This is a genomic window from Streptomyces sp. NPDC058457 (assembly GCF_042720695.1).
In the GTDB taxonomy this organism is placed as follows: Bacteria; Actinomycetota; Actinomycetes; order Streptomycetales; family Streptomycetaceae; genus Streptomyces.
Window position 1 is genome coordinate 12,084 of the sequence record NZ_JBHXLU010000133.1, and the last position, 16,175, is coordinate 28,258.

Below are 16,175 nucleotides of genomic sequence, written 5' to 3' on the forward strand. Positions count from 1 at the left end.
CCCGGTGTCCGCTCCTCCGCCTCCTCCGCCACCGTGCCCGGCCTCCCGGGGGCCGGGGAAGGCGTAGCGGCCCAGCGGACAGGGCCGGGGCGCGTGGCAGGGCCGCACGTCGGCATCGTCGGCGGCGCGCGTGCGTGCGTAGGGAGCGCCATGGGGCGCTCACAGCTACTCCAGTTCGTTGTCGATGATCGCGAGCATCTCTTCCAGACCCGCGCCGTCGAGGTCGGACGTCTCGGAGCCGGTTTCTCGCGGCGGCTCGTCACGGGCGGCTTCCGGCAGGGAGGCGAGCAGGGCGACCAGCCGGGACCGCAGTTCGCCGCGGCCGGCGTCGTCCGGCGCCAGCGAGCCGGCGAGATGCTCCAGATCGCCCAGGGCCGCCAGCAGGCCGTCGGGACGGGTGCGGTCCCGGGCGTCCAGGAGGGCGCCGAGGTGCTCGGCCAGCGCCAGCGGGTTCGGGTGGTCGAAGGTGAGTGTCGGGGGCAGGCGCAGTCCCGTCGCCGTACCGAGCTGGTTGCGCAGTTCGACGGCGGTCAGCGAATCGAAACCGAGTTCGATGAAGCCACGGGCGGGTTGCACCTCGGTACGCCCCAGCAATGCGGCGGCGCAGCAGCGGACGAGGTCGAGCAGCAGACGGCCACGCTCGCGGCCGGTGGCCCGCGCCAGCCGCTCCGCCAGCCCGGCGGCACCGCTCTGGCGGGTGCGGGTACGGCGTTGGCTGCCCAGGAGGTCCCGAAGCAGCGGCCGGTCGAGGCCGCGCGCCACGGTGCGGTCCAGCCGCAGAGCCGCCAGGAACGCGTCACGGCAGGTGAGCGCGGCGTCGAACAGAGCGAGCCCCTCCTCGCTGCTCATCGGAACGACGCCCGCTCCGGTCAGCCGTGTCCGGCCGTCGTCGCCGAGGGCACCGGTCAGACCACTGGTCTCGGCCCACCAACCCCAGGCAAGGGACTGAGCGGCCAGGCCGAGGTCCCTCCGGTGGCGGGCCAGCGCGTCCAGGAAGGCGTTGGCGGCCGCGTAGTTGCCCTGCCCGGGGGCACCCAGCAGGCCTGCCGCGGAGGAGTACAGCACGAACAGGTCCACGTCACCGCAGAGTTCGTGCAGGTTCCACGCGCCGTCGACCTTCGGTGCGAGAACCGGGTGCAGTCGTTCCTCGGTCAGCGTGGTCAGGGTCGCGTCGTCCAGCACACCGGCCGTGTGGATCACAGCGGTGAGCGGGTGGGCTGCGGGGATCGTACGGAGGAGGGCGGCCAAGGCGGTGCGGTCGGTCACGTCGCAGGCGACGGCCCGGATGTCCGCGTCCAGCCCGTCGGGAACCGCCGGCGCGGTGCGGCCGACGAGCAGCAGCTGCCGCGCACCGTACGCCTGCACCAGGTGACGGGTCACGAGGCCGCCCAGCACACCGCCGGCCCCGGTCACCAGGACGGTGCCGGAGGGATCGAGGGCGGACCGTTCACCGCCCGGGGTGGCCGGCACCAGGCGGGGGGCGCGCAGCCGTCCCGCCTCGACGGCCAGTTCGGGTTCTTCGGTCGCCACTGCCGCGGGCAGCAGCGCCAGGTCGGCGGGGTCGGCCGGGTCGCAGTGCACGAGAACCAGGCGGTCCGGGTGTTCCGTCTGCGCGGACCTCACGAGCCCGGCGACGGCGGCCGCCGCCAGGTCGTCCCTGGGCAGCAGGACGATCATTTTGGTGTCCGTCAGGCCGGGTGCCGCCAGGTACTCGCCGACGACGGCCAGGGCGCGGGCCGTGGCCTGGTGCGTGGCCCGGACGGGGTCGGGTCCGGCGCAGGACGGCGACACGACGATCATCTCGGGGAGGTCGTCCTGGCCGAGGAGCGCCTCCAGGGTGTCCGCGGTCCGTCCGCCGGGCAGGGCGGCCGCCAGGGCGGCGGGTCCCTCACCGACGGCGACCCACCGCCGGGGCGATACGGGCGGCGTGGCGAGGCCGGTCCAGGTCCGGCGGAGGAGGGAGTCGCCGACGGGGGCGGCTCCGGGCAGTTTCGCCGCGGTGACCTCTCTGACGGTCAGTGAGCCGACGGAGGCCACGGGGCTCCCCGTACCGTCGGTGACCTCCAGGGAGACGGCGTTCTCACCCGCCGGTGCGATGCGGACCCGCAGCGCCGACGGTGCGTCACCGGAGAGGGCGACCTCACGCCAGATGAAGGGGAGCCGGAGGTCCTTCCGGTCGTCCTGGACCGCCATGGCCTGTACGGCGGCGTCCAGCAGTGCGGGATGGACACCGAACCCGTCGCGCGGCAGCCCGTCGTGCTCGACCTCGGCGTAGGTCTCGTCCCCCCGTCGCCAGGCCGCGCGCAGCCCGCGGAAGGCGGGTCCGTACTGGAGCCCGGCGCGCGCGTAGGTGTCGTACAGCGCCGGGACGTCGACGGGCTCGGCTCCGGCCGGGGGCCAGGCGGTGAGGCCGCCGGTGAGCGGCTGCTCGGGGACGAGGGTGCCCTCGGCGTTGCGGGTCCAGTCGGTCGACTCCTCCGGGCAGGAGGAGACCGTCACCGGCCGCCCGGCGGGCCCGGCGGGTCCCACGCGTACTCGCAGCCGTACCGCGCCCGTGGCCGGCAGGGTCAGCGCGGTGGTGAGGGTGAGTTCGGCGATCCGCCCGTGGCCGACGCGGCGGCCCGCGGCCGCGGCGAGATCCAGCAGGGCGGTACCGGGCAGCAGGACCACGCCGAGAGCGGCGTGATCGGCCAGCCAGGGGTGGGTGGTCAGCGAGATCCGGCCGGTCAGCACGCAGCCGTCCTCGTCCAGGTCGAGCACGGCGCCGAGCAGCGGGTGGTTCGCGGGGACCAGGCCGGCCCCGGCCACGGCGGCCCGCTCCCTGGGCGGCTCGGGCCAGTAGCGCTCCCGCTGGAACGCGTAGTGGGGCAGGTCCACCCGGCGGCCCTGCGGGACGGGCAGCCGTACGGGCAGCCCGTGCACATGGGCGTCCGCCAGGGCCAGGGCCAGGCGGCGCGGGCCGCCGTCGTCGCGCCGCAGTGTGCCGAGCACCGGCACCGGTGTCCCGGCGTCCTCGGCGGTCTCCCTGATCGGCACGGCGAGCACCGGATGCGGGCTGATCTCGATGAACACGGTGCCCGGCCGGTCCAGGAGGGTGCGCGTGGCGTCCTCGAACTCCACGGGTTGTCGCAGGTTGCGATACCAGTACTCCGGGCCGAGGACGGCGGTGTCCGGCCAGTCGCCGTCGACGGTGGACAGCAGGGGGACCTCGGCGGTGCGCGGCGCGATACCGGACAGGGCGTCCAGGATGCGGGCGCGCAGCGGTTCCACGTGCCGGGAGTGGGAGGCGTAGTCGACCGGGATCCGGCGGGCCCGTTCGTCGTGGGCGAGCAGTTCCGTGAGCGCGTCCGCGTCGCCGGAGACCACCGTGGACCGGGGGCCGTTGACCGCGGCGACGTCGAGCCGACCCGGCAGGTGCTTCAGCAGGTCGCGGACCTCGGTCACGGGAAGGGGGAGCGAGACCATGCCGCCCTGTCCGGCGAGCGCGGCCAGTTCCCGGGAGCGCAGTGCCACCACGCGGGCGCCGTCCTCCAGGGACAGTGCTCCGGCGACCACCGCGGCGGCGATCTCGCCCTGGCTGTGGCCGAGCACGGCGGCGGGTTCCACGCCGTGCGCGCGCCACACCTCGGCCAGCGAGACCATCACCGCCCACAGCGCGGGCTGCACCAGGTCGACGCGGTCGTACTCCGCGCGACGCACCACGTCGTCGAGGCCGCCCTCCAGGTAGGGAGCCAGCACGCGGCCGCACTGGGCCATCCGGTCGGCGAACTCCGGTGAGTGGTCGAGGAGTTCGACTGCCATGCCCGCCCACTGACCGCCCTGGCCGGGAAAGACGAAGACCGGCCGGGGGTCGGAGACCGCCTCCCCGGTCACGAGGCCGCCGTCCGGCTGCCCGCTGTGCAGCGCGTCCAGGGCTCGTCGCAGCTCCTGCGGGCCGCTGCCGAGGACGACCGCACGGTGCGGGAAGGCGGTGCGGGTGGTGGCCAGCGAGTGCGCCACGTCGCGGGCGTCGTGCCGGGCCAGTGCGGGCAGCAGGTTGCCGGCCTGGCCACGCAGCGCCGCCGGGCCGCGCGCGGACAGGGGCAGCGCGAGGGGCCGGCCGTCCGCCTCGGCAGGAGCGGGCCACCGCGGGCGCTCCGCGGCCTCCCGGGGAGCGGCGTCCGGCGGGGCGTCCTCCAGGATGACGTGCGCGTTCGTGCCACTCGCTCCGAACGAGGACACACCTACGCGGCGCGGCCCCTGCCAGGGCCGGGCCTCGTTCAGCAGCCGCACGGCACCCGCGTCCCAGTCGACCTGACGCGTCGGGGTGTCCGCGTGCAGGGTCCGCGGAATGACCTCGTGCCGCATCGCCATGACCATCTTGATGATGCCCGCGGCCCCGGCCGCGGCCTGGGTGTGGCCGATGTTCGACTTCACCGAGCCGAGCCACAGCGGCCGGTGCGCGGGACGGTCCTGGCCGTAGGTGGCGAGCAACGCCTGCGCCTCTATCGGGTCCCCCAGCCGGGTGCCGGTGCCGTGCGCCTCGACCACGTCGACGTCGCCGGTGCGCAGCCCGGCGTCGGCCAGCGCGGCGCGGATCACCCGCTCCTGGGACGGGCCGTTCGGCGCGGTCAGCCCGTTGGAGGCGCCGTCCTGGTTGACGGCGCTGCCGCGCACCACGGCCAGTACCCGGTGGCCGTTGCGCCGTGCGTCGGACAGCCGCTCCACCAGGAGCATCCCGATGCCTTCGGCGAAGCCCGTTCCGTCGGCGGAATCCGCGAAGGCCCGGCAGCGCCCGTCCTTGGACAGGCCGCGCTGCCGGCTGTACTGCACGAACAGCTCGGGAGTCGCCATCACCGACACTCCGCCGGCCAGGGCCAGCGTGCACTCCCCGGCCCGCAGGGCCCGCGCGGCGAGGTGCAGCGCCACGAGGGATGAGGAACAGGCCGTGTCCACCGACAGCGCGGGCCCCTCGAAGCCGAAGGTGTAGGCAACGCGTCCGGACGCGATGCTCCCGGCGCTGCCGTTGCCGACGTACGGCTCGATCTCCGGTGGCGCGTCACGCAGTCGCCCGGCGTAGTCGTGGTGCATCACACCCGCGAAGACCCCCGTCCGGCTCCCCCGCAGCCCGACCGGGTCGATGCCGGCGTGTTCCAGCGCCTCCCACGTGGCCTCCAGCAGCAGCCGCTGCTGCGGGTCCATGGCCAGCGCCTCACGCGCGGAGATGCCGAAGAACTCGGGGTCGAAGCCGGACACGTCGTCCAGGAACCCGCCGTGCCGCGTGTAGCTGCGTCCCGGCCGGTCGGCGTCGGTGCCGGGCCCGGCGCTCGTGTCGGTGCCGAAGAGCGCGTCCAGGTCCCATCCCCGGTCCTGCGGGAAGGGTGTGACGGCTTCGCCGCCCGCGAGGACCAGTTCGAAGAGCTGCTCCGGGGACGTCACTCCGCCGGGGAAACGGCAGGCCATGCCGATGATCGCGACGGGCTCGTCGACCGGCGGACGGAGCGCGGCGGGCGCGGCCTGTGCCGGGCCGGCCGGCGCGTTGCGCTCCAACTGCTCCCCCAGCCACCTGGACAGCACGCGCGGCGAGGGGTGGTCGAAGACCAGGGTGGCGGGCAGACGGAGGCCGGTGACGGCACTGAGGCGGTTGCGCAGATCCACGGCCGTGAGCGAGTCGAACCCGAAGTCCTTGAACGCCCGCTGGGGGTCCACACGTCCGGCGTCGTGTCCGAGGACGACGGCGACCTGGGCGAGCACCAGGGCGAGGACGCCGCGTTCGCGCTCGTCCTCGGACATCCGCAGGTAGTCCTCGGCCCAGTCGCCGCCCGCGTCGGAGGACGGTCGCGGGCGCGCCGCACCGGCCGCGCCGCCTCTGGCCAGCGGCCGGAGCAACGGCGGTGCCTCGTCGTGCAGTCGAGCAGGGTCGACGCAGAGGGCGGCGAGGACCGGGGGGTCCACGGTGAGCGCGGCGTCGAACAGCGCCAGCCCCGCCTCGGCGGTCAGGGGCAGCACTCCGCCGCGTGCCATCCGGACATCGATGTCGGCCGCCGTCAGGTGGCCGGTCATCGCACTCGGGTCCTGCCAGAGTCCCCAGGCGATCGACTGTGCGGGCAGCCCGGCGGCACGGCGGTGCTGGGCCAAGGCGTCCAGGAATCCGTTGGCGGCCGCGTAGTTGGCCTGGCCCGGGGAACCGAGCAGCCCCGCCGCCGAGGAGAACAGGACGAACGCGGAGAGCCCCATGTCCTTGGTCAGTTCGTGCAGATTCCAGGCCCCGTCGACCTTCGGTGCGAGCACCGGCCCGATCCGCTCGGGGGTCAGGGACAGCACGGTGGCGTCGTCGAGTACCCCGGCCGCGTGGACGACAGCGGTGAGCGGGTGCTCGGAGGGTACGGCAGCCAGCATGTCGGCCAGTGCCGTGCGGTCCGACACGTCGCACGCCGCCCACGTCACCTCGGCGTCGAGGTCGTCAAGGTGCGCCACCCGGCCCCGGCGGCCCAGCAGGAGCAGGTGCCGGACACCGTGTTCCCGGACCAGGTGACGGGCCACCAGGCCACCCAGCAGTCCGGTGGCCCCGGTGACCAGTACCGTGCCGCCCGAAGCGAAACTGGCCTTCCTGGCTCCGGGCGCCTCGCGGACCAGCCGGGGCGCCAGCACCCGGCCGCCGCGTACGGCGACATGCTGCTCACCGGAGGCGAGAGCGGCGGGCACCGCGTCCGGGCCGTCCGCTTCGACGACGACGAAGCGGCCGGGGTGCTCCGATTGCGCGGAGTGGACGAGTCCTTGTACGGCGCCGCCGACGAGGTCTCCGGGGCGGGTCAGGAAAACGAGCCGGGCGGCGTCGAACCGGTCGTCCGCCAGCCAGCTCCGCAGCAGCGCGAGGGCCTTCCGCACGGCCTCGTGCGTGGCCCCCACCGGGTCCTCCTCGTGCTCCGGTGCGGCGCTGACGGCGGCCACCACCGCATCGGGCACGCCGGTCAGCGCGGACAGGTCGAGGTCGGGGCCGAGGAGAACCGGAGCGGGGGACGCGGGCGCCCGTCCCGGTACGGGTGTCCACTCGGGCCGCAGCAGCCAGTCGGAGGCGCCGGTCCGGCCCGCGGAGAGCTGACCGGCCGGCAGCGGCCGGCCGACGAACCGGTCGACCGAGCAGACCGGCCGGCCGGCGCTGTCGGCGATCAGCACGGACGCCTCGTCCGGTCCGAGCACGGAGAGCCGCACCCGGAACACCCCGGAGCCGCCGGGGCGGAGGTCCACGCCGCTCCAGGAGAAGGGGATCTGCATCTCGTCGAGGTCGCGATCGAGGAACAAGGCGTGCAGAGCGGCGTCCAGCACCGCCGGGTGCACCAGGAATGCGTCGGTGGCCGCGTCGCCGGGCGCGGCCACCTCGGCGTACAGCGTGTCGCCCAGTCGCCAGGCCGCGTGCAGCCCGCGGAAGGCGGGCCCGTAGCCGTAGCCCGCCTCGTCCAGGCGCCGGTACAGGCTTCCGGTGTCGACCGGCGCCGCGCCGGGTGGCGGCCACGCGGCGAGTTCTCCGTCGTCGGACAGCGGGCCGCCCGCGGTCAGGAAGCCGTCCGCACACCGTGTCCAGTCGTCGTCCTCGCCCCGGCGGGACAGGATCGCGACCGGCCGGGCACCGTCCCTCTCCGGGCCCAGGCGGACCTGAAGGGTGAGGCCGCCCCGGTCCGGCAGGACGCAGGGCGCGTACTGGGTGAGTTCGGCGAGGTGCCGATGCCCGGTGCGACGCCCCGCGCTCAACGCCAGCTCGACAACGGCCGTCCCCGGGAGGAACACGGAGCCGGCGATCGTGTGGTCGAGCAGCCACGGATGTGTCCCGGAGGCCAGCCGCCCGGTCCACACACAGCCTTCGTCGCCCAGGTCCACGAGCGCACCCGTCAGCGGGTGGTCGCTCGCCGCGAGGCCTAGGGCGCCGACGTCCCCGCCCCGACCCGGCGTCCCGTCCAGCCAGTACGGCTCACGCTGGAACGGGTACGTCGGCAACTCCACCGGCCGCGCGTCGGGGAACAACGACGGCCACTCCACCGGAACGCCCCGTACGAAGAGTTCCGCAGCCGAGCGCAGCAGCCGGCCCCAACCTCCCTGATCCCGCCGGAGGGTGCCCGCCACAACGGCCTCGGGCACCGTCTCCTCGATACCGACGGTCAGCACGGGATGGGGGCTGACTTCGACGAAGGTCGTGAACTCCGCCTCCGCCAATGCCCGTACACCGGCCTCGCACCGCACGGTCTGCCGCAGGTTGCGGTACCAGTACCCGGCGTCCAGACCCGTGCCGTCCGCCCACTCCACGTCGACGGTGGAGAAGAACGGGACCGTAGCCTGGCGCGGCGACACGCCTTCGAGTACGTGCAGGATCTCCTCGCGGATCTCCTCCACATGCGCCGAGTGCGACGCGTAGTCCACCGGAACGCGCTTCGCCCGCTCCACCGACGCCAGCACCGCGTCCAGACCGGCAGGATCACCGGACACCACCACCGACGACGGACCGTTCACCGCGGCGACGGACACGCCCTCCGGCAGCAACTCCCGGACCGCATCCACCGGCAACGGCACCGAGACCATCCCACCCCGACCCGCCAACGCCGTGATCGCCCTCGACCGCAGTACGACGACCCGCGCACCGTCCTCCAACGACAACGCACCCGCCACCACGGCAGCAGCGATCTCACCCTGCGAATGACCCACCACCGCATCCGGCCGCACCCCCACCGACTCCCACAACGCCGCCAGCGACACCATCACCGCCCACAACACCGGCTGCACACGGTCGACAGGGTCGAAGTCACCCGACCGGACGATGTCCGTCAACGACCAGTCGACAAAGGGGATCAGCGCCCGCTCACACTCCGCGAACCGCTCCGCGAACACCGGCGAGGACTCCAGGAGTTCCACCGCCATCCCCGCCCACTGCGCCCCCTGCCCCGGGAAGACGAACACTGTCCGGCCGACGGGACCGGCGGCGCCGGACACCGCCCCCTCCGGCACACTGCCTTCAGCCAGCGCGGACAGGGCGGCCCTGAACTCCTCAGCCGTCTCCGCGACCACCACAGCGCGGTCGGTGAGGGCCGCCCGGTGCGCCGCCAGCGAGTAGCCGATGTCGCCGGGGCCGTGACGGTCGGCCAGGGCGCGGATGTTGCGCGCCTGCGCACGCAGGGCGGCGCTCCCGCGCCCCGTCAGCACCCAGGGCACGGCACCGCGGCCCGGTCGGCGGGGGGTCTCTTCGACGGGGGGCTCGGCGGGCTCCTCGATGATGACGTGCGCGTTGGTGCCGCTGATGCCGAAGGAGGACACCCCGGCCCGCCGCGGGGTGTCGGACCCGGGCCAGGGCCGGGCCTTCGTCAGCAGCTCCACCCGTCCCGTGGTCCAGTCGACGTGCGAGGTCGGCGTGTCCACGTGCAGGGTCCTGGGCAGCAGGTCATGACGCATGGCCAGCACCATCTTGATCACACCGGCCAGCCCTGCCGCCGCCTGGGTGTGGCCGATGTTCGACTTCACCGACCCCAGCCACAGCGGTCGTTCGCGCCCCTGGCCGTAGGTGGCCAGCAGCGCTTCGGCCTCGATGGGGTCGCCGAGGCGGGTGCCGGTGCCGTGCGCCTCCACCGCGTCGACGTCGGACGCCCGAAGGCCTGCGTGCGCGAGGGCCGCGCGGATCACCCGTTCCTGCGCGGGGCCGTTGGGGGCGGTCAGACCGTTCGAGGCACCGTCCTGGTTGACCGCGGACCCGCGGACCACGGCCAGGACCGGGTGGCCCAGCCGCTGTGCGTCGGACAGCCGCTCCACCACCAGCGTCGCCGCGCCCTCTCCCCAGCCGGTGCCGTCGGCGGCCTCGGCGAACGCCTTGCACCGGCCGTCCGAGGACAGCGCGCGCTGCCTGCTGAGTCCGACGAAGGCCTGCGGCGTGGACATCACCGTCACGCCGCCGACCAGTGCCAGCTCGCATTCCTCCTGGCGCAGCGCCTGGGCGGCGAGATGGAGTGCGACCAGCGAGGACGAACAGGCCGTGTCCACGGTGACGGCAGGGCCCGCGAGACCGAGCGTGTAGGCGATCCGCCCGGACATGACGCTCGCGGAGCTGCCCGTGCCGACGTAGCCCTCCAGGCCGTCCGGGAGCGGCAGACGGCCGTAGTCCTGCCCGTTGGTCCCCACGAACACGCCCACCTGGGCGCCGCGCAGCGAGCCGGGCACGAGGGTGGCGCGTTCCAGGGCCTCCCAGGCGGTCTCGAGGAGCAGCCGCTGCTGCGGGTCCATCGCCAGCGCCTCACGCGGCGAGATACCGAAGAAGTCCGCGTCGAACCCGGCTGCCTCGGCGAGGAAGCCGCCGGCGCGGACGTAGGAGCGGCCCGGCGCGTCCGGGTCGGCGTCGTACAGCGACTCCAGGTCCCAGCCCCGGCCCGCGGGGACGTCGGACAGCGCGTCGACCTCCCCCGCCACCAGGTCCCACAGCTGTCCGGGGGACTCCACCGCGCCGGGGAAGCGGCAGGCCATACCCACGATCGCGATGGGCTCGCTGCGTGCGGACAGTTGCCGTCGTGCCTCGCGCAGGTCGGAGGTGACCCGCTTGAGATACTCCACAAGCCGTTCTTCGTTCGCCATGCGCGGGTTACTGCCTTCCGAATTCGTCATCGATGAGGGCCAGCAGTTCGTCGTGCGTGACGTCGTCCAGGTCACGCTCGTGTGCCGGGGTCCCGGCGACCTCGCTCAGCAGCGCGCGCAGGCGCTCCGCCACTGCGCCGCGCTCGTCGGCGCCGGCCGGGAGGGCGGCCACGGCCGCTTCCAGACGGTTCAGTTCCGCGGTGACCGACAGCGGGGCGGGAGCCGTGCGTTCGCGCAGCCTGCCGTGCAGGTGACGGGCCAGCTCCTCGGTGGTCGGGTGGTTGTAGGCGAGTGTCGCGGACAGCTGCAGACCGGTCTGGGCGCGCAGGCGGTTGCGCAGTTCCACGGCGGTCATGGAATCCAGTCCGAGTTCGGTGAGCGTACGGTCCTCGCCCAGGGTTCCCGGGTCGCGGTGGCCCAGTACGGCGGCCAGGGCGGACCGCACGGTCCGTAGTACCAGGCGCGCCTGTTCCGGCTCGGACAGCCCGGGCAGCCGGTCGAGGAGACCCTGTTCGGGCTCCGCCGCGCTGTCGGGAACGAGCCCGGCCACCAGGTTCGGGACCCGGTCGGCCGGGAAACGTTCCCAGTCGACGTCCATGACGAGGGCGAACGGCACGTCCGTGGCCGCGAGCCCCCGGACGGCGAGCACCGGGTCCATCGGCGTCATGCCGTGCCGGCCGGCCGCCCCGGCGACGGCGTCCGCCGCGGCGAGCCCGTCTCCGGCCCAGGGGCCCCAGGCGATCGAGGTGGCGGGCAGCCCGAGGGCACGGCGGTGGACGGCGAGCGCGTCGAGGAAGGCGTTGCCCGGCGCGTAGTTGCCCTGGCCCGCGGTACCGAGTGTGCCCGCGACCGAGGAGAACAGGACGAACGCCGACAGCGGGCGGTCGCGGGTCAGCTGGTGGAGATGCCAGGCAGGGAGGGCCTTGGTGCGCAGCACCTGTTCCACACGCTGCGGGGTCAGTCCGTCCAGGGTGGTGTCGTCCACGACGGCCGCCGCGTGCACGACGGCGTCCGGCGGATGGCGGTCCAGCAGCTCGGCCAACGCGGCGCGGTCCCGTATGTCGCAGGTGACGGCGGTCGCCGCGACGCCGGCGGCCGCCAGTTCCTCGCACAGCTCCGCGACGCCGGGGGCGTCACCGCCGCGGCGGCCGGCCAGCACCACGTGTCCGGCTCCCTCGGCCGCGAGCCACCGCGCCACGTGCCGGCCCAGGGCACCCGTACCACCGGTGACGAGCACGGTGCCGGCCGGACGCCAGACCGTCCCGTCGTAGGCGGCACGTACGAGGCGGCGGGTGTGCAGTCCGCCGTCCGTCGCGGCCAGCTGATCCCCGCCGGACGCGAGCGCGGTGACGAGGAGGTCCGTGGCGGTTGCCGAGGGCACGGCGGGCACGTCCACGACACCGCCCCACAGTTCCGGGCGTTCGTCACGGAGAACCGGGCCGAGGCCCCACAGCAGGGAGTGTCCCAGGCCGCTCAGCGGTTCCTCGCCGTCGACGGCGACGGCCCCCCGGGTGACGAACCACAGCGGGGCGGTGGCCTCTTCGGCGGCGATCCGTCGCACCAGTTCCACGGTGGCGGCCGCCTCGTCGAAACCGGCCACCGCCGGGAATCCGTCCGTGTCGTCGGGTCCGTCGGCCGCGGGCAGGTCGGGTCCGTCGGCCGCGGGCAGCAGGACGACGGCGGCGGCGACCGGCCGCTTCGCGATCCGGGCCGGTACTTCCTCGGGCCGCACCACCGCCGCGTCGGCACCCCGCGCGGCCAGCGCCGTCACCACGGAGTCCGTGAGCGGGTCGTCGGCTCCGGCGGCCGGTACGACGAGCCAGGTGCCGGTCACCGCCGCGGGCGGATCGGCGACGACGGGGTGCCACGTGAGTTCGTAGCGCCAGCGGCCGAGCGCCGCACCGTCCTCGCTCCTGCGGCGCCAGCGCGCCAGTGCGGGCAGCACCTCGCTCAGCCGTGGGTCGCCGTCGACACGCAGGCTCGCGGTCAGGGCGCCGAGGTCCTGCCGTCGTACCAGAGCCCAGAAGTCACTGTCCGGTTCCTGGGGTTCGAGCCAGTAGCGGCGGCGCTGGAAGGCGTAGGTCGGCAGACCGGTCGGGCGGGCGCCGGGGAACACCCTGTCCCACCGGGGGGTCACCCCGTGTGCGGCCAGTTCCCCCAGGGCCCGCACCGTCTGGACCTCCTCCGAACCGCCGCGCCGTGCGCCGGACACGAAGCGGACACCGGGGACGCCGTCGGCGCACTCCTCCCCGAGGCCCGTCAGCACCGCGTCCGGCCCGATCTCGCAGAACGTGCGCACTCCGCGTGCCAGCAGGTCCCGCATGCCGTCCAGGAACCGCACCGGCTCCCTGATCTGACGGACCCAGTGGTTCGGCTCCGTCACGTCGCCCGCCGCGAGCACCGGAACGGACGGCCGGCGGAACGTCAGCTCGCGGACGACGGCGGCGAATTCGTCGAGCATGCCGTCCATGTGGTGGGAGTGGAAGGCGTGGCTCACCCGCAGTCTCCGGGCACCGGGCCAGCGGGCCGCGTACGCCTCCACGGCTTCCGCGTCGCCCGAGAGGACGACCGACCGGGGGCCGTTGACCGCGGCCACGGACACACCGTCCGCGAGGGTGCCGATCACCTCGTCCTCGGACGCGCGCACCGACATCATCACGCCGCCGTCCTCGGCCAGCCGCGCCATCAGGTCGGCACGCGCGGCGACCATGCGGCACGCGTCCCGCAGGGACAGAACGCCGGCCACATGCGCGGCGGCCACCTCTCCGACGGAGTGGCCGATCACGGCGTCGGGTACCACGCCCCACGACTCCCACAGGCGGTACAGGGCCACCTGGTAGGCGAACAGGGCCCGCTGTGCCATGGCGGTGCCGCGCAGCACGTCGGCGTCGTCCACCCGGATGCCGCCCACGCCCGCGCCCGCTTCGGCGAAGGCTTCGGCGAACACCGGGAACGCGGCCGCCAGTTCCTGTCCCATGCCGGTCCGCTGCGCGCCCTGGCCCGAGAAGAGGAAGCCCAGCCCGCCCGGCGCCGGGGGAGCCGTCAGGACGGGGTGCGCCGGGTCGCCGGCCGCGATCGCCGCCAGACCAGCCCGGAAGCCTTCCGGGTCGCGTGCGACCACGACCGCGCGGTGGTGCAGCAGGGCGCGTGTGGTGGCCAGGGACAACCCGGTGTCGTGGACGTCGGCGTCCTCCGCCCGGTTCAGCAGGGCACGTGCCTGGTCGCGCAGCGCGCCCTCGGTACGTCCCGACAGCAGCCAGGGGACCGACCCCCGCGGTGCGCCGGCACCGGGACGGCGTTCCTCGGACGCGTCGGGGCCGGCCTCCAGGATCAGATGCGCGTTGGTGCCACTGATCCCGAACGACGAGACGCCGGCGCGCCGCGGCCCGTCCCACGGGCGTGCCTGGACCAGCAGGCGCACCGCGCCCGCCTCCCAGTCCACCTCGGAGCTGGGCCGGTCCGCGTGCAGTGTCCTCGGCAGTACTCCGTGTTCCATGGCCTTGACCATCTTGATCACACCCCCCACACCCGCGGCTGCCTGGGTGTGGCCGATGTTGGACTTCAACGAGCCGAGCCACAGCGGCTCGTCACCGGGCCGGTCCTGACCGTAGGTCGCGAGCAACGCGCGCCCCTCGATGGGGTCGCCCAGCCGGGTCCCGGTGCCGTGGGCCTCCACGGCGCCCACCTCGGCCGGGCGCAGTCCGGCGTCGGCCAGCGCCTGCCGGATGACCCGCTCCTGGGCGAGGCCGCTCGGTGCGGTCAGTCCGTTGGAGGTGCCGTCCTGGTTCACCGCCGAGCCGCGTACCACCGCCAGTACCCGGTGGCCGTTGCGCCGCGCGTCGGACAGCTGCTCCAGTACGAGCACACCCACGCCCTCCGACCAGCCCGTTCCGTCGGCCTCCTGGGCGAAGGACCGGCATCTGCCGTCCGGTGCCAGGCCGCCCTGGCGGGTGAACGCCACGAAGGGGCCGGGTGTCGCCATCACGGTCACGCCGCCGGCGAGCGCCAGGGAGCACTCGCCGCGCCGGAGCGACTGCGCGGCCAGGTGCAGTGCCACCAGCGACGAGGAGCACGCCGTGTCCACCGACAGGGCCGGGCCCTCCAGTCCCAGGACGTAGGAGACGCGTCCGGAGGCCACGCTGGGCGCCGTGCCGGTGAGCACGTGGGTGTCGCCGTCCTCCGTCGGCTGGTGCAGTGGAGGTCCGTATCCCTGGTCGGTCACGCCGACGAAGACCCCGGTCCGGCTGCCGCGGACCGCGTGCGGGTCGATGCCCGCCTGCTCCAGCGCCTCCCAGCTCGTCTCGAGGAGCAGCCGCTGCTGCGGGTCCATGGTCAGCGCCTCGCGCGGGGAGATCCCGAAGAAGTCGGCGTCGAACTCGCCCGCGTCGTGGAGGAATCCACCGTTGCGGGTGGCGGAGAACCCGGGTCCGCCGGGGACGGCCAGCGCCTCCAGGTCCCAGCCGCGGTCGGCCGGGAACGACGAGATCGCGTCGGTGCCCTCTTCGACGAGCCGCCACAGGTCCTCCGGACCGGTCACCCCGCCCGGGTAGCGGCAGGCCATGCCCACGATCACGACGGGGTCGTCGGTCGCCGGATCCGCCGGTGCTTCGGGGGCGGCGGTGTCGTCGTCCGTGTCGGCACCACCGAGCAGGGAGCCGAGGTGTGCGGCCAGCCGCAGGGCCGAGGGGTGGTCGAAGACCGTCGTGGCGGGCAGGGTCAACCCGGTCGCCCGGGCGATCCGGGCGCGTAGCTCGACGGCGGTGAAGGAGTCGAAGCCCAGGTCGCGGAAGGCCTGGTCGGCGGCGACCAGGTGTGCGGAAGCGTGTCCCAGTACCTCGGCGGCATGCATCTGGACGAGCTCCACCAGGAACGCCGAGCGTTCCCGCGCCGACAGGTCCGCGAGACGCACCGGGAGCCGTGGGTCCCCGGCCGGGCTCTCCTCCTCGGCCGACGCGGCCGACGCGGCCGGCCGAGCGGCTTCGGGGAGAGCCGACAGCAGCGGGCTCGGGCGCGTGGCGGTGAACGTCGGAAGGAAGCGGGACCAGTCCAGGTCCGCCACGACGATCGTGGTCTCGTCGTCGTCCAGGGCCTGCTGCAGAGCGGAGATCGCGAGGTCCGGCCGCATGGGCACGACTCCGAGCCGCCTGAGACGGCCGTCGTGTCCGGGTGTCGCCCCGACCATGCCGGCCCCGCTCCAGGCGCCCCAGGCGATCGAGGTGGCCGTGCGGCCCCGGGCCCGGCGCTGGACGGCCAGCGCGTCCAGACAGGCATTGGCAGCCGCATAACCCGCCTGACCACCACTGCCCCAGGCCGCCGCACCCGACGAGAACAACACGAACGCGTCCAGATCGGCGTCCGCCGTCAACTCGTCCAGATGGCGCGCACCGTCCGCCTTCACCGCGAGTTCCTCTGCCAACCGGTCCTGGGTCAGGGAGTCGAGGGCGACGGTCCCGGTGTTCACGCCGGCCGCGTGGACGACCGTACGCAACGGAAACTCCGCCGGGATCCCCGCGATCACCCCCGCCAGACCATCCCGATCACCCACATCACACGCCACCACACTCACCCGCGCACCCAAACCCTCAAGCTCCCCC

At 74.4% G+C, this 16,175-nt stretch carries 2 protein-coding genes and 1 pseudogene; all 3 read right to left on the reverse strand.

What is annotated here, in order from left to right; translation table 11 throughout:
* Positions 1–165: 165 nt before the first annotated feature.
* Complete coding sequence (locus ACFWPS_RS50560; RefSeq protein ID WP_383720313.1) at positions 166–10,581, reverse strand: SDR family NAD(P)-dependent oxidoreductase; 10,416 nt, start codon at positions 10,579–10,581, stop codon at positions 166–168.
* 7 nt (positions 10,582–10,588) lie between these two features.
* Positions 10,589–15,142 (reverse strand): type I polyketide synthase, encoded by a 4,554-nt coding sequence (locus ACFWPS_RS50565; RefSeq protein ID WP_383720316.1) that lies wholly within the window; start codon positions 15,140–15,142, stop codon positions 10,589–10,591.
* 156 nt (positions 15,143–15,298) lie between these two features.
* A pseudogene (locus tag ACFWPS_RS50570) lies at positions 15,299–16,159 on the reverse strand (beta-ketoacyl reductase); the annotation flags it as partial.
* Positions 16,160–16,175: the final 16 nt, after the last annotated feature.